Genomic DNA, 20,331 nt, shown 5'->3' on the forward strand with positions numbered 1-20,331 from the left:
TGCTAACAAGTCAGGCACACCTGTCAACCTGCCAGCATTATGAAGACTCATGGCGAGCCTGGCGCAGTATGGAGAACGCGCTGTGAGTAAATAGGCTCGCCATCACCAAGGCAAGAATCAGATCCGGCCATGGAGAATTCAGCCAGGCCACCAAGCCTGCTGCGGCTATAACCCCTACATTACCGATGGCATCGTTGCGGGAACATAGCCAGACTGACCGGATATTAGCGTCGCCGTTGCGAAAGCGCATCAGCAGAAGGGCACTGGTCACATTGGCCGCCAGGGCGAGTAGAGCAATGCCTCCCATCCAGCCTGCCAGGGGGGGTGCAGCGTTACCAAAACTCAGCAGAGTAGTAACTAGGATTACCAGCCCCATGACCAACAGAGATGCGCCTTTGAGGGTAGCGGCTCGGGTACGCCAAAGTAATGGCTTGCCGATTACCCACAGGCTAAGGGCGTAAGTACCTGTATCTCCGGCAAAATCCAAGGCGTCGGCCTGTAACGCCTTTGAGCCGGAGAGGGCGCCCGTCACAATTTCCACCGCAAACATAACCGCATTGATGGCAATCACAGTCCACAGTACCCGGCGGTATTGCGGACTCTGGCCATCGAATTCAATCTCATTGTTGCAACAGCCGGGCATGGAAACACTCCTTGCGATCTTGCCAGTTCGGGTGCCAGTATAAAACCTACAATAGTTGCAGGTTCAACCATATGCTCACTATCGGGAAGCTTGCGGATGCCTCAGGTTGCACCGTTGGTCTGATTCGCCACTACGAAAAAGAAGGGTTGTTACCGCCGGTGGCACGTAGTGAAGGCAACCAGCGGCGATATATGCAGATCCACTTGCAGCGCTTGCTGTTCATTCGTCACGGACGAGAGCTGGGCTTCACCCTCACCGAGATTCGTGAACTGATCGTGCTGTCCAGTGAGCCCCAGGCGTCATGTCAGGCTGTCGATGAGCTGACCCGCGCCCACCTAGAGCAGGTGAAAAACCGAATAAAGCGATTGCATGCTATGCGTGACGAACTGGAAAGGATGCTTGGCCAGTGCCAAATTGGCAGGGTAGCGGATTGCCGAATCATCGAAACGCTTTCGGACCATGAGCTTTGTGATCATAGCCAGGCTCAGGCTGATCACCTTCAAGGCTACCGAACGTTGTCGATGGCTTCCAGCAGCGAGTAGCGACGCTGACGCCGATAAAGTGACTGACAGCGTGAATCAGGGGCTGATCAACTCAACCGCGTGTGGTGTCGGGTTCCTATTGGAGGCCGGGGTGTGGTTAAGCCTGCCGGATGCATTACGGTATCAGATCTCAATGCGGAAAAGTCAGACCAGTAGACCGAGGAATACAAAGCAAACAATTGTCAGCACAATGCTACAAGCTGCTATGGCAACTAGGAATCCCCAGCGATCCAACATTAAAGGAAACAGGACAAACATGGGGGGGCGGAATTGGTCCTACCCACAAAAAGTAGACACTGTTATGCGCACCTGCGCTCAAACTCTGCTGGACTGATGTTTCCAATCGCAGAGTGTCTCTGTTTGCGGTTATAAAAGATTTCTATGTATTCAAAGATACCGGATCGGACTGCTTCGATGGAAGCATATTGCTCCGCATAGATCAGCTCCACCTTGAGCCTGCTATAGAAAGACTCCATTACCGCATTATCCCAACAATTACCCTGGCGACTCATGCTCGGCAAACAGCCTCGTGAACGAACCAGATCGAGATATTTCACGGAACGGAACTGAACCCCACGATCAGAGTGAATTATCAGTCCGGGCTGGATATCCCGATTTGCGTACGCCATTGCAAGTGCATCCATCGCCAGCCTCTCTGTCATTGAGGTATCCAGCTTCCAGCCAACGATGGCACGAGAATAAAGATCCATTACCGTCGCAAGATAGAGCCAGCGCCCATTGACCCAGATATAGGTGATATCCGTCACCCATTTCTGATTTGGCCCCTCCGCCCGAAACCGACGACGCAACCGGTTCTCTTCCACATTGATCATCGTCGGGCTGGCTGGGCGATAGTGAAACCCCTTACCGTTGCGTGCCCGGATACCCCGCAACCGCATGATATTGGCTACAAAATTCTTCGAACATGGCAGACCCGCATCTGCCAATTCATCAGCAAGCCTGGGGGCGCCATAGCGGGCCTTGAACTCCGCAAACAGTTCAACAACCTTGCTCTCCACCTGTTCGCGCCGTAGCTGAGCAGCACAGGGCGGGCGCTTCAGCCACTTGTAGAACCCTGAGCGGGATACGTTCATGGCTCGGCACATCAACACGACGGAGTAATGTCCCAAATACTCGGCAATGACCGCGTACTTCACTCTTGGTGCTTCGCAAAGTACGCAGCAGCCTTTTTTAGGAATTCGTTCTCCTTACGCGCTTCATTGAGCTCGCGCTTGAGGCGTCGCACTTCCTCGGATTCGTGTTTGGAGTAATCGACACCGTCCAGGCTATTGAATTGCTTATCGGAAAGGCGAGAAAACTGGCGGCGCCAGTTATAGATCTGGCCGGGGTGCAAACCCAACTCCTTGGCAACCGATACCGCCGTATTCCCTGGTTGGTCGGATCGGCGGACGGCTTCTCTACGGAAGTCTTCCGTATATGCTTGCCGCTGTTTCTTGGCCATGACACACCTCCATTAGGGGCTACCCTAACTATAAAGGGTGTCTACTCTCTGTGGGTAACTCGGGAATTGCATGCCAGGAGGTGTGCCTAGAGCGGTTGTTGATTCTCTTCGTGCTAAAAAAAGAGGTAGAAGTCCTTAGCTGCTAATGACTAATAGCGTTACTAGGCTTGAAGGTGTGTGCAGGTGGGCTCCGTATTGTCCGCTAGATTCCATGGTGATCCGTCACGATCCAGAAACCAAGTGTAGGTTATGGTATAGCAAGTGACCCTTTTGGCAATGATGGCCAGTTAAATAAGCCTAAACACACCTGTGCATCATCGGCGTATGTTGGCTCAGGTCCGCGCTCACAGGTCCTCCGGAGAATACATCATGGTTAAAGTCGGCCATGATAAAGGGATTGGTGAAAGGAATCATGACAGATCTCCATGGTCGTGCGACGGGCCAGGGAGCCTGGCGTGGTTTGTTTTTAATAAACGGCAAGCAGAACGGGCAAGAGGGAAGGGTGATGACAAGAACCATGTTCGCCGCGTTGCTGATGTTGTGTAGCTGTTCCGCACTGGCGTTGGATTACGCCGAGGCTACCGGGGGCGAGAGCAGGGTCAGTGTGGTGATTATTGATGATTATCGCGCGGTGCTCGAGTTGTTTGAACAGCTTCATTACACCGATAAAAGCTGGGTGGAAGGCGACCGCCATGTGCCCAGGCTTTACCTCTCCACAGTGCCGGAGCAGTGGGGCAAGGGTGTCAGCCGTGAGATCAGTGTCAGCCTCAAGAAGAAACTGTTCTTCCGTGCTGTGGGGCCGTTGATACTGCGCAGTAATGAATTGATTCAGCAGGACCGGGAACGCTTACTTGGCCTGCAGATGGAATCTGCGTTGTCCGTTGACGATAACCACTGGCTCCAGCAGCTGGCCGACCAGTACCGGGTGGAAACAGGCGGCAAGGAGCGAATCGCTGAGTTGTTACGCCGGGTCGATGTGATTCCGCCTTCGCTGATTTTGGCTCAGGCAGCGGAGGAGAGCGGCTGGGGGACCTCCCGTTTTGCATTCGCTGGTAACGCCCTGTTTGGGCAATGGACGTGGGGAGGGAAGGGGATCACTCCGCAGAGCCAGCGTAGCGGGATGGGCAATTACAAAATCGCGGCCTTTGATGCGCCACTGCAGTCGGTACAAGCCCATGCGTTGAATCTCAATAGCCACCCGGCCTATACGCATTTTCGCACTCTGCGGGCAAACAGCCGAAAGGCTGGCAGGCCGTATACCGGCCTCGATGCGGCCGCTACCCTTGATAGGTACTCCGAACGGGGGGCGGCATATGTGAAGTCCCTGCAATCAATCATTAAGTACAACAAGCTTCAGGGCACGGATGCTGCGCGTTTCGCAGACATGCATGCCATGGTGCTGGTGCCGGCGGATCAAGCTAGGTAGGCCCTCCAATCCCGCCACCGATCCTCCCAATTGACCGTTGATAACCAAACGCAACCAATCTGGTAATGCTCTGCCGCGAAAAAACCGGATGATAGGGTGTTTGTGGCTGCGTGTTTAAGCACTTGGCTATGAGCGGACGAATAACAATAAGGAGCAGGAAGCATGGCCCGTAAACTGTCCATTATGGATTCCGGCTGGCTGATGATGGAAACCCGTGAGACCCCGATGCATGTGGGTGGGCTGGCGTTGTTCGCCATTCCGGAGGACGCGCCTGCGGATTACATGGAAGGCATCTATCGCTATCTGGTGGAGGTGAATGGAATCTGCCGTCCCTTCAATCAGAAGATTCAGTCGCACTTGCCCATGCGCATGGACGCCGCCTGGGTGGAAGACAAGACTTTTGATATCGATTACCACGTGCGCCATTCTGCTTTGCCGCGCCCGGGGCGGGTGCGCGAGCTGCTGGCGCTGGTGTCGCGGCTGCACGCTCAGCGTCTGGATCCCAGCCGCCCACTCTGGGAGAGCTACCTGATCGAAGGGCTGGAAGGCAACCGCTTTGCCCTTTATACCAAGATGCACCATTCCATGGTGGACGGGGTGGCTGGTATGTACCTGATGCAATCGCGGTTGGCCACCAGTGCCAAAGACCGCTTGCCGGTACCCTGGTCCGGTGAATGGGATGCGGAGAAGAAGCCGAGAAAGAGCAGTGGTGCCCCTGCGGCAAATACGGGTATGAAAGGCACGGTGAATAACCTGCGCCGGGGCAGTGGCCAGCTGGTAGACCTGTTGCGCCAGCCCAAAGATGGCAATGTGAAAACGATTTATCGGGCGCCGAAAACCCAGCTCAACCGGCGAGTGACCGGCGCCCGACGCTTTGCTGCCCAGTCCTGGTCTCTGCCACGCATCAAGGCAGCGGCCAAACAGCATGGCGGTACCGTCAATGATATTTTTCTGGCCATGTGTGGCGGGGCCCTGCGGCGTTACCTGTTGAGCCAGGACGCGTTACCGGACCAGCCGCTGGTGGCTCAGGTGCCGGTGTCGTTGCGCAGTGCGGACCAGGCGGGCGACGGTGGTAATGCGATCACCACCGTGCAGGTCAGCCTGGGAACGCATATCGCCGAGCCGCTGAAGCGGCTGGCAGCGATTCAGGATTCCATGAAAGGGGTGAAGTCCCGGCTTGGCGATATGCAGAAATCCGAGATCGATGTCTATACCGTACTCACCAATGTGCCGTTGTCGCTTGGCCAGGTGACGGGCTTGTCCGGACGGGTAAGCCCGATGTTCAATCTGGTGATTTCCAATGTGCCAGGGCCCAAAGATCCGCTGTATCTCAACGGCGCCGAAATGTTGGCTTCTTACCCTGTGTCGTTGGTACTGCATGGCTATGCGCTTAACATCACCGTGGTGAGCTACAAGGACAGCCTGGAGTTCGGTGTTATCGGTTGCCGCGATACGCTGCCGCATATCCAGCGGTTTCTGGATTACTTTGAAGAGTCGCTGGTTGAACTGGAAAGTTGATTCGCTAACCGTTTGCTGTGGGCCGGGATTGTGCCTGCAGCGCTTGCGGCTGAGTGGCCGCCTATGGCAGCAGGCGCCACTCAGCAGTGATGCAGGCCTTGAAGCTTTTAGTCCCGGAAGAACCAGCGCACGCCAACCTCGTATTCAGTCAAATCCAGATCATCGTAATCGCGCAGCGTGGCAGATAGCCCAACTTGTTGGGTGACTTTATAAATGGCTTCGATAAGCGAGGCGGTATCCCGAAATAGCACATCGGATTCGCCGATTTCGAGGCCGATATGCCATTTATCGTTGAATTCGTGTCTGAGCCCGATGTGGTGGTACCAACCGCGTTCGGTAGAACCGTTTTGCAGCTCAAGTTTGTTGTGGTCTGAGCCGGCGAAAATGGACGTTTTGGCGTTGAATGGATAGTGAACCCCCAAGCCAATTACTGACCAGGATTCTTGCTGTGCGTTTTCTTCTGGCAATCGGACATTACCCGCATGGTAACGACCGCGGGCGTGGAACCATTTAAAGGCTGAGACACTGGCCTTTACGGTGCAGGAGCTGCTGTCGCCAAAACCGGAGTAGTCTGTGTTCTGTCTGGAGTAGCCAATGTCGACGTAATCGAAGGTATTGGAAGCTTGTGCTAATGGGCTAAGGAGACGAGGCGCTGCCAACGCAATGCGATAAAGGGTGTGCACGATGCAGTCCTTGTCTATTTTATTTATGCGGAGCGGAGGGTAGCGGAAATGACTTGAGGATGGGCAAGTAATTGACTGGTCCTGTGCCCCCCCCCCATCGCGCTTGCCCTGCCAGATAAAGGCGCGTTTGTGGTCTGTGCGCTGCTTTCTTGCTCCCTCCCTTGTTCTTCTTACCATCATCTTCCCCTAAAATACCCGGCAACCAATCTCTCTGGAGCAAGATTCGTATGGGCCGCGCCTATCAAAACCGTAAAGAGTCCATGGCGAAAACCTCGGATATGAAAGCCAAGGTATACAGCCGTTATGGTCGGGAAATTTATGTCAGTGCGAAATCCGGCGGCCTGGACCCTACGGCGAATCTGGCGCTGCGCAGCCTGATTGACCGTGCCAAAAAAGACCAGGTGCCCGGCCACGTGATCGACAAGGCCATTGAGAAAGCCAAAGGCGGCGGCGGCGAGGATTATTCTCCGGCTCGCTATGAAGGCTACGGCCCGGGTGGTTGCATGGCGCTGATCGAATGCCTGACGGACAACCCGAACCGCACCTTTGGTGATGTGCGCATGGCCTTCACCAAGACCAAATGCAAGATCGGCACCCAGGGTACGGTGAGCCACATGTTCGATCACGTGGCCATCTTCGTTTTTGCCCATGCGGACGAAGACGCGGTGCTGGAAGCGCTGATGGAGGCCGATGTGGACGTCAGTGAGATCGAAGATGACAACGGCACCCTGACGGTGTTTACCCCGAATACCGAATATTTCAAGGCCAAGCAGGCGTTGACGGAGGCTTTCGGCGAGCTGGAATTCGAGGTGGATGAAATCCAGTTTGTCCCGCAGAGTTACACTACCATCAGCGCCGAAGACATGGAGCTGTTCGACAAATTCATGGCCATGCTGAATGATCTGGACGACGTGCAGAGCGTGTATCACAACGTGGATCTGGGCTGATTACATCGTCCCGGCTTAATTGCCGGCAACATCTGCAACGGAGCATACCCCTGTGTTGGATAACGACATCCTTGCCGCCGCTGTCGCACTGGCCTCTGCCCTGCAAAAACAGCGTTTGATTCTGGCGACGGCGGAATCCTGTACCGGTGGGGGTATTGCCCAGGCGCTGACGGGGCTGTCCGGCGCGTCAACGTGGTTTGACCGGGGTTTCGTGACCTATTCCAACGAGGCCAAGGAGGAGATGCTGGGTGTGCAGGCCTCGACCCTGGCCTCGGTGGGAGCGGTCAGCGAAGAAACGGCCCTGGAAATGGCGCGGGGAGCCATTACCCATTCCCGGGCCCATGTCTCTGTCGCGGTCACCGGTATTGCCGGGCCGGATGGCGGCACGCCGGACAAGCCGGTGGGCACGGTCTGGATTGCCTGGGGGCAGAAGCTGGGCTACGCCGAAGCCCGCTGTTTCCACTTCGACGGTGATCGCGATGCCGTCCGTCAGCAGACCATCCTGGAAGCCATCTTGGGCTTGAATGCCCGCCTCAAGTAGCCACAATCGGGCTATTCATTTCAGTCTCATCGAGGTGGGGCTGGCACAGCATCAATATGTGAGGTTGCAATGGACAGCCAATGCTGTTCATAATACTGTCCATATTGCCAGCACTGGCCGAAAGGTCAGATGAGGCAGATCAGATACGGTTGGCGTCAATGAATGACGCGCCGAAAACGGAGAGGGGTCACAATGAGCGATAAAGGTAAGGCGCTGTCCGCTGCGCTGTCACAGATTGAGCGCCAATTCGGCAAGGGTTCCGTCATGCGCATGGGTGATCGCAAGCGCGAGCGCATGCCGTCCATCTCCACCGGCTCGCTGGGGCTGGACGTTGCCCTGGGTATTGGCGGGTTGCCCAAGGGGCGGATCGTGGAAATCTATGGCCCTGAATCCTCTGGTAAAACTACCCTGACCCTGAGTGTGATTGCCCAGGCCCAGAAAAAAGGCGCCACCTGTGCCTTTGTGGACGCGGAGCACGCGCTGGACCCGGATTACGCGGAAAAGCTGGGTGTTAACGTGGATGACCTGATCGTCTCCCAGCCGGATACCGGCGAGCAGGCGCTGGAAATCACCGACATGCTGGTGCGCTCTGGTGCAGTGGACGTGGTCATCGTGGATTCCGTGGCGGCCCTGGTGCCGAAAGCGGAAATTGAAGGCGAGATGGGTGACACCCACGTGGGGCTGCAAGCCCGCCTGATGAGCCAGGCGCTGCGTAAAATTACCGGTAATGTGAAAAACGCCAATACGCTGGTGGTGTTCATTAACCAGATCCGCATGAAAATTGGCGTAATGTTCGGTAACCCGGAAACCACCACCGGCGGTAATGCGCTGAAATTCTACTCCTCCGTGCGTTTGGACATCCGCCGTATCGGCGCAGTGAAACAAGGGGACGAAGTCACCGGTAACGAAACCCGGGTGAAAGTGGTCAAGAACAAGGTGTCGCCGCCGTTCCGTCAGGCCGAGTTCCAGATTCTCTACGGTCAGGGGATCAACCAGCTAGGCGAAGTGCTGGACCTGGGCGTGCAGCAGGGTTTGGTGGATAAATCTGGTGCCTGGTACGCCTACAAGGGCGACAAGATCGGCCAGGGCAAACAGAACGCTTGTGAGTATCTGCGTGAGAACCCGGCCATTGCCGAAGAAATCGAGACGGAAATCCGCGCCCGCTTGCTGCCGGACCCCACCTCGGAAGCGCCAGTGGAAGAGGACGCTGCGGCTGACGATGAGTGAACCGCTGACGGAGGCCGAGCTGCGCCAGCGGGCTGTTGCCCTGCTGGCCCGGCGCGATCACGCTCGTCGCGAACTGGTCACCAAGCTGCAACAGCGGCTGGGTGACCAGCCGGCGCTGACGGCCGTGCTGGCCTGGTGCGAAGAACACGGCTTTATTGATGACCGGCGCTTTGCCGGTTTTTTTGTGCGTGCCCGCATTGAACGCGGGCAGGGTGCCTTGCGCATTCGCCAGGAACTTCAGCTCAAAGGCGTGGATAACGACTGGATCGCCGAGGCGCTGGAGAATGCTGAGGTAGACTGGTTTGCCCTGGCCCGAGAGGTTCGCGCCCGACGCTTTCGGCAGTACCCCCAGGATCAGAAAGAAAAGGCCAAACAGCTGCGTTTTTTGCAAAGCAGGGGGTTTGATGCTGAACAAAGTTTTGCAGCCTTGGACGTCTCGGAAGACGATTTGGACTGATCGCTGCTTGTTCCGCCTGTCTATTAGGTAAAACGCGGAGTGAACCGAATCTCGGCCACTGCGCAGATGTCTTGCTGCAGGAGCGTTGCTGGCGGCGCGATGCCCCAAACCCGGAAAGGTTGTTCACCACGTTCACCCCATAGGGGTAGAGCTCACCGGTGAAGAGCGGGGAGGGCTCTGTGAACGTTGCTTTCTGTGCTGCGAGTGTTCTTGATCCAGGCATGAATCGCGGCGCCAGCGACGGGGCTACGGTGCGCTTATACAAGTGAGTGCCCTCAACGCGTTTTGCTGACGGGTGGGTGAGGGTATCCTTGTGCTCTGTGCCCCCGGATTGGAAACCCCATGGAATATCTTTCAGACCCCTGGCTAGCGGCCGCGTTGCTGGGCGCCGGTGTACTGGCGGGGTTTATCAATACTCTGGCCGGGGGCGGTGGTCTGCTGATCCTGCCGTTGCTGATGCTCACCGGCATGGGCGCTGCGCTGGCCAATGGCACCATGCGGGTGGCGGTGCTGATTCAGAGCGCGGAAGCGGTTCGCCAGTTCAACAAACGGGGAACTATGCCCTTTGCCGCCTTGCCGGCGATTCTGGTGCCGAGCCTGCTGGGCACCCTGGTGGGCGCCGTGGCGGCGGCGTTTCTTCCGGAAACCATCCTCAAACCGGTTCTGCTGACGACCCTGGTGGTGGTGGCTGTGCTGATGGTACTGCGTCAGGCGCAAATGTCGCCGGGGCCGGATGCGATCCCGCTGTCCCCGAACGCGAGCCTGCCCGGGTGGCTCGGCCTGTTTCTGGCCGGGGTGTATGGCGGTTTTGTGCAGGCCGGGGTGGGTTTTGTGCTGCTGGCGGTGCTGGCGGGGCAGCTGCATTACGATTTGCTGCGCAGCAATGCCCTGAAATTGGCGATCACCGGCAGTTTCACCGTGTTGGCACTGGCGATTTTTGTGTCCAGGGGGCAAGTCGCCTGGTTGCCGGGGCTGGTCGTTGCGCTGGGTAGCCTGCTGGGCGTGCGGCTGGGTGTGGGGTTCGCGCACAAGGTTTCCCCCCGTGTGCTCAAACGTATTCTGCTGGTGATGGTGCTGGCGGTATGTCTGGCGGCGGCGATCAAGGGCTAGAACCGAGCTATGCGCCGCTAGCGACTAGTTTCCAGCTATTAGATTAAAGAGGGGCGACTTCTGGTTTCGGGTTTTTCTCGACGCTTGAAGCTAGTCGCTTGCAGCTTACTGAACCATCGCAACCGGGCCTTGAGGGCGCTATACTCGGCCCTCTCTGACAGCCAGCCAATGATTGTTTCTCCTATGAAGAGTGCTGAACTACGCCAGGCCTTTCTGGATTACTTCGCCAGCCAGGGACACACCAAGGTGCCGTCCTCCTCGCTGGTGCCCCACAATGACCCGACCCTGTTGTTTACCAACGCGGGTATGAATCAGTTCAAGGATGTGTTTCTGGGCCGTGAGTCCCGGGACTACACCCGTGCTACCAGTTCCCAGCGCTGCGTGCGTGCCGGGGGTAAGCATAACGATCTGGAGAACGTGGGCTACACGGCGCGGCATCACACCTTCTTCGAGATGCTGGGTAATTTCAGCTTCGGCGACTATTTCAAGCGCGAAGCCATCAAGTTCGCCTGGGAATTCCTGACGGGCACCTTGGGGCTGCCTGAAGAGCGCCTGTGGATCACCGTGCATGTGTCCGACGATGAAGCGGCGGATATCTGGCTCAAGGAAATGGGCGTCAGCGCTGAACGCTTCTCGCGCCTGGACGAGGACAACTTCTGGCAGATGGGCGATACCGGCCCGTGCGGTCCCTGTTCCGAGATTTTCTACGACCATGGGGCCGATGTGCCCGGTGGCCCTCCCGGTTCCGAGAATGATGACCTGGATCGCTATATCGAGATATGGAACCTGGTGTTCATGCAATACGACCGCCAGCCGGATGGTGAGTTACAGCCGTTGCCCAAGCCCAGTGTGGATACCGGCATGGGCCTGGAGCGTATTGCTGCAGTCTTGCAGGGCGTACATTCTAACTACGAAATTGACCTGTTCCAGGCGCTGCTGAAAGCGGCGGCCACGGCTACCGGCTGCACCGATTTGGAAGAAAAGTCCCTGCGGGTGATTGCCGACCATATCCGTTCCGCCAGCTTCCTGATCTGTGACGGGGTGATACCGTCCAATGAAGGCCGTGGCTATGTGCTGCGCCGCATCATCCGTCGCGCCCTGCGCCACGGTCATAAGCTGGGCCAGGACAAGCCGTTCTTCTCCACCTTGGTGACCGCGCTGGTCGAGCAGATGGGTGAGGCCTATCCGGAGCTGGGCCGCGAACAGGCCCGCATCGAAAAAGCCTTGCTGGCGGAAGAAGAGCAGTTTGGCCGCACCCTGGCCGCCGGCATGAAGGTGCTGGAAGCGGCCATAGCCGAGCTGGATGGCAAGGAACTGCCCGGCGAGGTGCTGTTCAATCTTTATGACACCCATGGTTTCCCACCGGATCTCACCGCCGATGTGGCCCGTGAGCGGGAATTGACGGTGGACATGGACGGCTTTGAAAACGCCATGGAAGCCCAGCGTGAGCGGGCCCGTGGTGCCGGCAGCTTTGCCAATGATTACAGCGACCGACTCAATATCGAGGCGGTGACCGCGTTTTCCGGTTACGAAAAACTGGCGGACGACGACAAGATCGTCGGCCTGTTCAAGGACGGCGAAGCGGTTGATGCCCTGCAGGCGGGCGAAGAAGGCATGGTGGTGTTGGCCAGCACGCCGTTTTATGCGGAGTCTGGCGGCCAGGTGGGCGACAGCGGTTTCCTGGTGCAGGGCGATAATCGTTTCGCGGTGTCCGATACCAGGAAGCGTCAGGCGGCCCATGTGCATCTGGGCAAGGTGGAAAGCGGCAGCCTGAAGGTGGGTGGCAAAGTGTCTGCCTACGTGGATGTGGAGCGTCGTCGCGCCATCATGCGCAATCACTCCGCCACTCACCTGATGCACGCCGCTTTGCGTGAAGTATTGGGTGAGCATGTTCAGCAGAAAGGCTCGTTGGTGGCAGCCGACTATTTGCGCTTTGACTTCTCCCACGGCGAAGCTGTCAGCGAAGACCAGCGTGAGCAGATCGAGATTCTGGTGAATCGCCAGATTCTGGCCAACACCGCAGTAACCACCGAATTGATGGATATCGACGCCGCCCGGGAAGCGGGTGCCATGGCCCTGTTTGGCGAGAAATATGATGATCAGGTGCGCGTGCTGAGCATGGGCAGCGACGGCTTCTCCAAGGAGTTGTGTGGCGGAACCCACGTGAGCCGCACCGGCGATATCGGTCTGTTCCGGATTACCCTGGAAGCCTCTGCGGCTGCCGGTGTGCGCCGCATCGAAGCGGTGACGGGTGAACACGCCCTGGCGGTGATGCGCCAGCAGGAGCGGGCGCTCAGCGAAATTGCCGCCACGGTGAAGAGCTCACCGGACAATGCGGCCGAGCGGGTGCGCAGCCAGGCGCAGAAAGTCCGTGAACTGGAAAAAGAGATCGAACGCCTCAAACAGAAACTGGCTAGCGGCGCCGGCGGCGACCTGACCAGTGATGTGCAGGATATTAACGGCGTGAAGGTATTGGCGACGCAAATCGACGGTGCCGATAGCAAGACCTTGCGGGTCACCATGGACAAGCTGAAAGACAAGCTGGGTTCCGCGGTGATTCTGCTGGCCGCAGTGGAAGGCGATAAGGTGGCCTTGGTGGCCGGTGTCACCAAGGACCTGACCGCCAGATACAAAGCGGGCGATCTGCTCAAATTCGTGGCCGAGCAAGTGGACGGCCGTGGCGGTGGGCGCCCGGATATGGCCCAGGGGGGTGGGAATAATCCTGCTGCATTGCCCGGGGCCCTGGAAAGTGTAAAGGGCTGGGTGGCCGGGTAGGGCAACTCAGGTTGGAAATACCCGTTATTTCCGGCTTGAAAAACCCACTTTGGGGGCGGAATAGGTTGTAGATCATGCCCGCCAAACCACCTGAACATGAAATCCCGGCGCGTTTCTGGTACAGTAGCGCGCTCTTTTTTGCAGAAAAAGCGACTTTATGGCTCTTATCGTGCAGAAATACGGCGGTACCTCGGTAGGTACGGTCGAACGCATCCAGGCCGTTGCCGAAAAGGTAGCCGGCTTTCATAAACGGGGTGACCAGGTGGTCGTCGTCGTTTCCGCCATGAGTGGGGAAACCAACCGGCTCATCGAGCTGGCCAACGGCGTTACCGACAAACCCTCTCCACGGGAAATGGACGTGCTGGTGTCTACCGGCGAGCAGGTCACTATTGCCCTGTTGTCCATGGCGCTGCAAAAGCAGGGCCTCAATGCCCGCTCCTATACAGGTAGCCAGATTCCCCTGCGTACGGACAACACCTACTCCAAAGCCCGCATCGAAGAAATCGACGACAAGAAAGTTCGCGCCGATCTTGATGGTGGCAGTGTGGTGGTCGTGGCCGGTTTCCAGGGCGTCGATGGTGACGGCAACATTACCACGCTGGGCCGTGGTGGCTCTGATACCACCGCTGTGGCTTTGGCTGCTGCGCTGAAAGCGGACGAGTGCCAGATCTATACGGATGTGGATGGTGTTTACACCACTGACCCGCGAGTAGTGGATAACGCCCGCCGTCTGGACAGCATTACTTTCGAGGAAATGCTGGAAATGGCCAGCCAGGGCTCCAAGGTCCTGCAGATCCGCTCTGTGGAATTCGCCGGCAAATACAATGTGCCGCTGCGTGTTTTGTCCAGTTTCCAGGATGGCCCTGGGACACTTATTACCGTCGAAGACGAGGTTGATATGGAAAAGCCGGTAATCTCCGGAATTGCCTTTACCCGTGATGAAGCCAAGATCATCGTGCGTGGCGCCCCGGACACCCCGGGTATTGCCTACAAGATCCTCGGCCCGGTAAGCGCAGAGAACATCGAAGTGGACATGATCGTGCAGAACGTGGGTAAGGACGGCGCTGCCGACTTCACCTTCACCGTGCACCGCAACGATTTCGCCCGTGCCCAGGAAGCCCTGCGTAACGCCTCCGAAGAGCTGGGCAACCCGGAAATCATCGGTGACGACAAGATCGCCAAGGTCTCCCTGGTGGGTGTGGGCATGCGCTCTCACGCGGGCGTGGCGTCCAAGATGTTCGAAGCCCTGGCCACTGAAGGGGTGAACATCGAGATGATTTCCACCTCCGAGATCAAGGTGTCCGTGGTCATTGCCGAGAAGTACCTGGAGCTGGCAGTCCGTGCGCTGCACTCTGCCTTCGAGCTGGATCAGCCTTCAAGCTGAGCCCGTAGCTTCATCGTGGTGCCTGGCACAAGCCTTTGCCGCCACAGAACATTTTCTTCAGTCGACCGTATTCCCTGATACGGCGCTTCCTCAGAAAATGCCCTGTGACAACAAATTCTTGCGCCATACATCCACGCTGAAACCACAGCTCAACTTCTGCTGATCGGCATACCGTCAGGTAGGTATGGGGCGACGACCGGTTGGTCTCGCCCCTCTCACGGCAAGACTTGAGAATCTGATTCAGGCATACTACCGGCCCCGTGCCAGGGGTGGGTAAACGGTCTCTGCACCAAGGAGTCGTCACGGACGGCAACCCGCGAGCTTCAGGTACGGAAAGCGCTCACGGAAATGAAAGGACCCCAGGAGGGATCATTATGTTAATTCTTACGCGTCGAGTTGGTGAGACCCTGATGGTCGGTGACGAAGTGACCGTCACTGTGCTGGGTGTAAAAGGTAACCAGGTTCGTATCGGTGTGAACGCACCGAAAGAAGTTGCCGTACACCGCGAAGAAATTTATCAGCGGATTCAGCACGAAAAATCGTCAGATAGCGAGTCTGCCTGATTTTTGAGCTGTATTTTGTTCGCAAAATCGTTATGATGCGCGGCGAGTTTGGTGACAGCGCCGATTAAGAGCGTTCACCACCAAACCACAAGCAGTACCGCATTCCGGAGAGGTGGGTGAGTGGCTGAAACCAGCTCCCTGCTAAGGAGCCATACGGGAAACTGTATCGCGGGTTCGAATCCCGCCCTCTCCGCCATATTAGAAAACGCCCCGCAATGCGGGGCGTTTTTGTTTGTGGCGCCTGCCTTTGCTGCTGGCGACTCTGTTGTTCCGGACGGATGTCGCCCGCAAGCGCGGTTCTCATGTTTGTCGTGCTCTGCCTTGACACCAACTTGCGCTACACTACGCCCCCGAAACGCCCCTTGAATTTCACGGTAAAGAAGGTGACGCCATGACCGATACTCTGACCATTGCCCGCCCGGACGACTGGCATCTGCATTTCCGCGACGGTGATTTGCTGGCGGAGACGGTGCCGGCTACGGCCAATGTGTTCGGTCGTGCCATTGTGATGCCCAACCTGAACCCGCCGGTAAACACGGTGGCCCAGGCCGCAGAGTATCGTGAGCGCATCATGGCGCAGGTCCCGGCAGGGGTGAGTTTTGAGCCATTGATGGTTTTGTATCTCACCGACAGCACCCCGGTGGAGGAAGTGGAACGCGCAGCGAACAGTGACTTCGTGCATGCCTTCAAGCTCTACCCGGCGGGTGCTACCACCAACTCTGCCAGTGGTGTCACCGACCCGGGCAAGATCACTCACCTGTACGAAGCCATGGAAAAGCACGATGTGCCGCTGCTGGTACACGGGGAGGTGACCGATGCGGACATCGATATCTTCGACCGTGAAAAGGTGTTCATTGATCGTTACCTGAACACGATCCGCAGCCAGTTTCCGGCGTTGCGTATTGTGTTTGAGCACGTGACTACCTCGGAAGGCGTCAACTTTGTGCGCGAAGCCAACGCGCTGACCGCAGCGACAGTGACCCCCCAGCACTTGTTGATGAACCGCAACGATTTGCTGGTGGGTGGTGTGCGCCCGCACAATTATTGCCTGCCGATTCTCAAGCGTCGCCAGCATCAGGACGCCATCCAGAAAGCGGTGATTGACGGCCACAGTCGTTTCTTCCTGGGCACGGATTCCGCACCGCACGCCCGTAACAAGAAAGAAGCAGCCTGTGGCTGCGCGGGCTGTTACTCGGCGCGGGCGGCACTGCCGCTGTATGCGACCTTCCTGGAGCAGCACAATGCGCTGGATAAACTGGAAGGGTTCGCCAGCCACTTTGGTGCCGATTTCTATCGCCTGCCGCGCCACACCGACACCGTGACCTTGCAACGCAAGCCGTGGGAGGTGCCCACCATAATCGACGCCGCCGGGGAGCCGGTGGTGCCGTTCTTTGCCGGTGAGCAGTTGCCCTGGTCGCTGAGCTGATTGCCGTGGAAGAACGGATTCCGGTGGTGGTGCTCACCGGCTTTCTGGGCAGTGGCAAGACCACACTGCTCAATCGCTGGCTGAGCGAGCGCCGCGATGTAGCCCTGATCATCAACGAGCTGGGCGATATCGGTATCGACCAGCATCTCACCGGCACCGACGGAGTGTCGGTCTCGTTGCTGGCCGGCGGTTGCCTGTGCTGCGTGATTCAGGGTTCCCTGTCCACCACGTTGCGTAACCTGTTTATGGCCCGCAAGAACGGCGATATTCCCGCATTTACGACGGTGGTGATCGAAACCACCGGCGCGGCTGAGCCCTTTGGTGTGGTGGCGCCACTGGAGCAGGATCCCTGGCTGAAAAAGCGCTTTGTCTGCCAGTCAGTGCTGACCGTGGTCGATGCCCGCGCCGGTGCCGATGCCATTGCCGAGCATCCGGAAGTACTGGAGCAAATCCATAGCGCCGATGCGCTGCTGCTTTCCAAGACGGAACAGGCCGAGCCCACCGCCGTGCAGGCGTTGCAGGCGCAGCTGCACGGCCTGAATGCAACGGCGCGGCAATACCGGCTGGATACCAACTTTCCTGACGCGAGCTTGCTTGATGAATCGTTCCCGCGTCGTTGCCGGGTGACCGGCCTGTTTGCCCCTGTGGGGGGCGCGGCGCTTGCCGCTCAGTCGCTTGCGCTGGCCCCCGCGGAGAAGCAGGCGTCCCGCCATAATCTGTTCAGCGCTTCGCTGCGCTGGCCCCATGGGCTCGACTGGCCGTTATGGCTGGCTGCGCTCCAGCAGTTGCAGGCACAATGTGGCGATGCATTGGTGCGAGTGAAAGGGTTGTTGCGGGTGAACGGGTTGGATGGCCCCATGCTGGTTCAGTGGGTGGCCCAACAGGCGCCGGAGATGACACCACAGAACCGGTGGCCGGATCAGGACACCGACTCGCGCCTGGTACTGATTGTGCGCCACCCTGAGGCTGACTTCCCGGCCCAACAGCTGGCACGCTGGGAGGCCTTGTTGAATCAGTTGCAGGCTGCCCCTTCGGCCTGAATGTCCGGGCTGATCAACTCGCTTGATTGTTGCGGAGTCCCTATGGGTTACCTGTATTTGTCCATCGCCATTGTGGCTGAAGTGGTGGCTACCTCGGCGCTGAATGCGTCCCAGGGGTTCACCCGGTTGTGGCCATCAGTGGCCACCGTGGTGGGCTATTCCATTGCGTTTTATGCCCTTTCCCTGACCCTGCGTACGATTCCCATGGGGATTGCCTATGCGGTCTGGGCTGGAGTGGGTATCGTACTGATTGCGCTGGTGGGCGCGCTATTCTTTAAACAAATGCCCGATTTGCCCGCCATGCTGGGGATGGGGTTTATTATTGCGGGTGTGGTGTTGGTCACGCTGGTGTGCAGCACTGCCAGCCACTGAATGGCACTACATTAATTGCGCTGAATGAATGACAAGGAGAGGTCGTGACGGATCGAATCAATCAGGTAGAGCAGGCGGTAGACCGGGTTATTGAGGCCACAGGTGGAGAAATTCGCCTCGCCATGCCGCTGGGGCTGGGTAAACCCAACCGGTTTGTGAATGCACTTTATGCACGCGTGGAAGCGGACCCGTCCTTGAGCCTGGATATCTATACTGCTTTGTCTCTGGGAAAACCTGGAGCGGGCAGTGATCTGGAAAAACGTTTCCTTAACCCCTTTGCCGATCGGTTGTTTGGCGACTATGAAGCGTTGAGCTACCTGGCGGCGCAAAAACGTGGAAATTTGCCCGCCAACATCCGTGTCTTCGAGTTTTTCATGCAGCCCGGCAGCATGTTGGGCAGTGATGTGGCCCAGCAACATTACATCAGCAGCAATTACACCCATGTGGCGCGGGACCTGAATGCGCGAGGTGTGAATGTGGTGGCGCAATTACTGGCTCACCGGCAGGTGGACGGTAACGACGAGTACAGTTTTTCCTGCAACCCGGAAGTGACGCTCGACCTGATGCCCTTGCTCAAGGCCCGCCGGGAAGCCGGTGAAACCATCGTGGCCGTGGGGCAGGTGCATCGGGATCTGCCCTTTATGGGCAATGATGCCCGGGTGGACGATTGGCTACCGGAGATGGACCTGCTGGTGGATGACCCGGAAGGCCACACACGGTTGTTCAGTACCCCGAACATGCCGGTGAATACTCAAGACCATTTTGTCGGCCTGCATGCCAGTACCCTGGTGCGTGACGGTGGCACGCTGCAAATCGGTATTGGTGCCCTTGGCGATGCGCTGGTGCATCACCTGCGTTTGCGCGAGCAAGACAACCCCCGCTATCTGAGTGCGTTGAAAGCCTGGGGTGTGCCACCTGAGCATGACGCCTTGATTGAGCGGGAGGGGGGCACCGGGGTTTTTCGTGAGGGCCTCTACGGTTGCAGCGAAATGATGACCCATGGCCTGCTCACGTTGATTGACGATGGCATCATTCGCCGCCCGGTCTATGACTGGGCACCTCTGCAGCGTCTGGAAATGCACAACCCGGCAACACCTGGGTTGGCGCTGCTGGATGCCCTGCGCGAGCAATCGGCCATCAGTCGGCGGCTGGACCGCGCACAACTACGCACCCTGAAACGGTTTGGTATTTTCCGCGACGGCATTAGCAAACATGGTGACGAACTGCGGCTGCCCAATGACGTGACCGTGCCCAATGACCTGGACGATCGCACCACCCGTGAAGCCTTGAAGGCGGTGTTCGGTGAAAGCCTGGCCGGGGGGGTGGTGATGCACGGTGGCTTTTTCCTGGGGCCCCAGGATTTCTATGCGCGCTTGCGGGAGATGACGGACCAGGAGCGCAATAGAATCAACATGACGCGCATCAGTTTCATCAATCACCTTTACGGTGATGAAACCCTGAATCGTTTGCAGCGTCAGGATGCGCGCTTTATCAATACCGCGTTCACGGTCACCTTATTGGGCGCCGTGGCCTCGGACCAGATTGAAGATGGTCGCGTGCTCAGTGGTGTGGGCGGGCAATATAACTTCGTCAGCCAGGCCCATGAGCTGGAAGGCGCGCGTTCCATTTTGATGGTGCGGGCATGGCGCGAGCGCGGTGGTGAGGCCATGAGTAATGTGGTGTTCAGCTATGGGCACAACACTATTCCCCGACACCTGCGCGATATGGTCGTTACCGAATATGGTGTGGCGGATCTGCGTGGCAAGACCGATGAAGAAGTGGTCATGGCCATGCTGAACGTGGCCGATAGCCGTTTCCAGGTGGAGTTGATGGAGCAGGCCCAGGCGGCGGGAAAGCTGCGCCAGGATTATCAGATTCCCGAGGCGCACCGTCGCAATAATCCTGAGCATCTTCATGAGATTGCCGAACAGTACGGCAAGGAAAGCTTCCCGGTTTTCCCGTTGGGCACGGATTTCACCGAGGTAGAGCAGCGTTTGATGACGGCGCTCACTTGGCTGAAGGAGAAAGTCAGCCACAAGGAGTATCTGAAGTTGGGCCGCAAAGCGTTGTTTAACGAAGGCAGTCCAACCGAGTTTGCGGCGCAGCTGGATCGTATGGCGCTGACGGATCCGGATGGGGTGCGTGAACATATTTTTCAGCGGTTGTTGTTGACTGCGCTGGAAGCGACTCAGGAAAAATAGTGCACGGTGTCCGT

The 20,331-nt window shown here is 57.7% G+C and carries 19 protein-coding genes and 1 tRNA gene; 16 read left to right on the forward strand and 4 right to left on the reverse strand.

The window, feature by feature from the left end:
- Positions 1-37: 37 nt before the first annotated feature.
- A complete protein-coding gene (locus COA55_RS04925; protein ID WP_272974547.1) occupies positions 38-643 on the reverse strand; it encodes a cation diffusion facilitator family transporter in 606 nt (201 codons plus the stop codon).
- Between the two features lie 71 nt (positions 644-714).
- On the opposite strand from COA55_RS04925, the gene COA55_RS04930 reads away from it, so the two are divergent.
- A complete protein-coding gene (locus COA55_RS04930; protein WP_290500867.1) occupies positions 715-1,185 on the forward strand; it encodes a helix-turn-helix domain-containing protein in 471 nt (156 codons plus the stop codon).
- 299 nt (positions 1,186-1,484) lie between these two features.
- Here COA55_RS04930 and COA55_RS04935 read toward each other — a convergent pair whose 3' ends face one another.
- The gene (locus COA55_RS04935; protein WP_272974549.1) at positions 1,485-2,342 is read right to left on the reverse strand and encodes an IS3 family transposase; all 858 of its coding nucleotides are present in this window, start codon (positions 2,340-2,342) and stop codon (positions 1,485-1,487) included.
- Positions 2,339-2,647, reverse strand: a complete 309-nt coding sequence (locus tag COA55_RS04940) for a transposase (RefSeq protein WP_272974550.1) — start codon at positions 2,645-2,647, stop codon at positions 2,339-2,341. The genes COA55_RS04935 and COA55_RS04940 overlap by 4 nt, the downstream gene beginning before the upstream one ends.
- 505 nt (positions 2,648-3,152) lie before the next feature.
- Between COA55_RS04940 and COA55_RS04945 the strand changes: the two genes are divergently transcribed.
- Together COA55_RS04945 and COA55_RS04950 are read left to right on the forward strand one after the other, a co-directional pair.
- On the forward strand, positions 3,153-4,073 hold the full coding sequence (locus COA55_RS04945; protein ID WP_290500868.1) for a glucosaminidase domain-containing protein: 921 nt from the start codon (positions 3,153-3,155) through the stop codon (positions 4,071-4,073).
- A gap of 162 nt (positions 4,074-4,235) precedes the next feature.
- Complete coding sequence (locus COA55_RS04950) at positions 4,236-5,591, forward strand: wax ester/triacylglycerol synthase family O-acyltransferase (protein ID WP_063521435.1); 1,356 nt, start codon at positions 4,236-4,238, stop codon at positions 5,589-5,591.
- 107 nt (positions 5,592-5,698) lie between these two features.
- Here the strand turns inward: COA55_RS04950 and COA55_RS04955 are convergent, their stop codons facing one another.
- Complete coding sequence (locus COA55_RS04955; protein ID WP_290500869.1) at positions 5,699-6,274, reverse strand: hypothetical protein; 576 nt, start codon at positions 6,272-6,274, stop codon at positions 5,699-5,701.
- A gap of 227 nt (positions 6,275-6,501) precedes the next feature.
- On the opposite strand from COA55_RS04955, the gene COA55_RS04960 reads away from it, so the two are divergent.
- The 13 genes from COA55_RS04960 (at position 6,502) to COA55_RS05020 (ending at position 20,317) form a co-directional block, all read left to right on the forward strand.
- Positions 6,502-7,221 (forward strand): YebC/PmpR family DNA-binding transcriptional regulator, encoded by a 720-nt coding sequence (locus COA55_RS04960; protein ID WP_290500870.1) that lies wholly within the window; start codon positions 6,502-6,504, stop codon positions 7,219-7,221.
- Between the two features lie 52 nt (positions 7,222-7,273).
- Positions 7,274-7,762: a CinA family protein gene (locus COA55_RS04965; RefSeq protein WP_082872548.1), complete on the forward strand. Its 489-nt coding sequence runs from the start codon at positions 7,274-7,276 to the stop codon at positions 7,760-7,762.
- A gap of 192 nt (positions 7,763-7,954) precedes the next feature.
- Positions 7,955-8,989: a recombinase RecA gene (recA, locus tag COA55_RS04970; RefSeq protein ID WP_063539305.1), complete on the forward strand. Its 1,035-nt coding sequence runs from the start codon at positions 7,955-7,957 to the stop codon at positions 8,987-8,989.
- Positions 8,982-9,446, forward strand: a complete 465-nt coding sequence (locus COA55_RS04975) for a regulatory protein RecX (RefSeq protein ID WP_063521485.1) — start codon at positions 8,982-8,984, stop codon at positions 9,444-9,446. The genes recA and COA55_RS04975 overlap by 8 nt, the downstream gene beginning before the upstream one ends.
- A gap of 342 nt (positions 9,447-9,788) precedes the next feature.
- A complete protein-coding gene (locus tag COA55_RS04980; RefSeq protein WP_290500871.1) occupies positions 9,789-10,556 on the forward strand; it encodes a sulfite exporter TauE/SafE family protein in 768 nt (255 codons plus the stop codon).
- Positions 10,557-10,739: 183 nt separating this feature from the next.
- Entirely contained in the window at positions 10,740-13,331 is a 2,592-nt protein-coding gene (alaS, locus tag COA55_RS04985) for an alanine--tRNA ligase (RefSeq protein WP_290500872.1), read from the forward strand.
- Positions 13,332-13,488: 157 nt separating this feature from the next.
- Entirely contained in the window at positions 13,489-14,715 is a 1,227-nt protein-coding gene (locus COA55_RS04990; RefSeq protein WP_063521482.1) for an aspartate kinase, read from the forward strand.
- Positions 14,716-15,089: 374 nt separating this feature from the next.
- On the forward strand, positions 15,090-15,278 hold the full coding sequence (gene csrA, locus COA55_RS04995; RefSeq protein ID WP_035229872.1) for a carbon storage regulator CsrA: 189 nt from the start codon (positions 15,090-15,092) through the stop codon (positions 15,276-15,278).
- Between the two features lie 106 nt (positions 15,279-15,384).
- Positions 15,385-15,474, forward strand: a tRNA-Ser gene (locus tag COA55_RS05000).
- A 195-nt stretch (positions 15,475-15,669) separates the two neighbouring features.
- On the forward strand, positions 15,670-16,704 hold the full coding sequence (gene pyrC / locus COA55_RS05005; protein WP_290500873.1) for a dihydroorotase: 1,035 nt from the start codon (positions 15,670-15,672) through the stop codon (positions 16,702-16,704).
- A gap of 5 nt (positions 16,705-16,709) precedes the next feature.
- A complete protein-coding gene (locus COA55_RS05010) occupies positions 16,710-17,744 on the forward strand; it encodes a GTP-binding protein (RefSeq protein WP_290500874.1) in 1,035 nt (344 codons plus the stop codon).
- Between the two features lie 42 nt (positions 17,745-17,786).
- Positions 17,787-18,116, forward strand: coding sequence for an SMR family transporter (locus COA55_RS05015; RefSeq protein WP_290500875.1), 330 nt, complete (start codon positions 17,787-17,789; stop codon positions 18,114-18,116).
- 44 nt (positions 18,117-18,160) lie between these two features.
- Positions 18,161-20,317, forward strand: coding sequence for an acetyl-CoA hydrolase/transferase C-terminal domain-containing protein (locus COA55_RS05020; RefSeq protein WP_290500876.1), 2,157 nt, complete (start codon positions 18,161-18,163; stop codon positions 20,315-20,317).
- Positions 20,318-20,331: the final 14 nt, after the last annotated feature.

The organism is Alcanivorax sp. (genome assembly GCF_002733835.1).
Taxonomy (GTDB): domain Bacteria; phylum Pseudomonadota; class Gammaproteobacteria; order Pseudomonadales; family Alcanivoracaceae; genus Alcanivorax.

Bases quoted from the DNA above. Each gene is read 5' to 3' on its own strand.
- COA55_RS04945 (WP_290500868.1), top strand. From the start codon at position 3,153: ATGACAAGAACCATGTTCGCCGCGTTGCTGATGTTGTGTAGCTGTTCC.
- pyrC (WP_290500873.1), top strand. From the start codon at position 15,670: ATGACCGATACTCTGACCATTGCCCGCCCGGACGACTGGCATCTGCAT.
- COA55_RS04980 (WP_290500871.1), top strand. From the start codon at position 9,789: ATGGAATATCTTTCAGACCCCTGGCTAGCGGCCGCGTTGCTGGGCGCC.
- csrA (WP_035229872.1), top strand. From the start codon at position 15,090: ATGTTAATTCTTACGCGTCGAGTTGGTGAGACCCTGATGGTCGGTGAC.
- COA55_RS04975 (WP_063521485.1), top strand. From the start codon at position 8,982: ATGAGTGAACCGCTGACGGAGGCCGAGCTGCGCCAGCGGGCTGTTGCC.
- recA (WP_063539305.1), top strand. From the start codon at position 7,955: ATGAGCGATAAAGGTAAGGCGCTGTCCGCTGCGCTGTCACAGATTGAG.
- COA55_RS04950 (WP_063521435.1), top strand. From the start codon at position 4,236: ATGGCCCGTAAACTGTCCATTATGGATTCCGGCTGGCTGATGATGGAA.
- COA55_RS04960 (WP_290500870.1), top strand. From the start codon at position 6,502: ATGGGCCGCGCCTATCAAAACCGTAAAGAGTCCATGGCGAAAACCTCG.
- alaS (WP_290500872.1), top strand. From the start codon at position 10,740: ATGAAGAGTGCTGAACTACGCCAGGCCTTTCTGGATTACTTCGCCAGC.
- COA55_RS04925 (WP_272974547.1), bottom strand. From the start codon at position 643: ATGCCCGGCTGTTGCAACAATGAGATTGAATTCGATGGCCAGAGTCCG.
- COA55_RS04940 (WP_272974550.1), bottom strand. From the start codon at position 2,647: ATGGCCAAGAAACAGCGGCAAGCATATACGGAAGACTTCCGTAGAGAA.
- COA55_RS05015 (WP_290500875.1), top strand. From the start codon at position 17,787: ATGGGTTACCTGTATTTGTCCATCGCCATTGTGGCTGAAGTGGTGGCT.
- COA55_RS04990 (WP_063521482.1), top strand. From the start codon at position 13,489: ATGGCTCTTATCGTGCAGAAATACGGCGGTACCTCGGTAGGTACGGTC.
- COA55_RS04930 (WP_290500867.1), top strand. From the start codon at position 715: ATGCTCACTATCGGGAAGCTTGCGGATGCCTCAGGTTGCACCGTTGGT.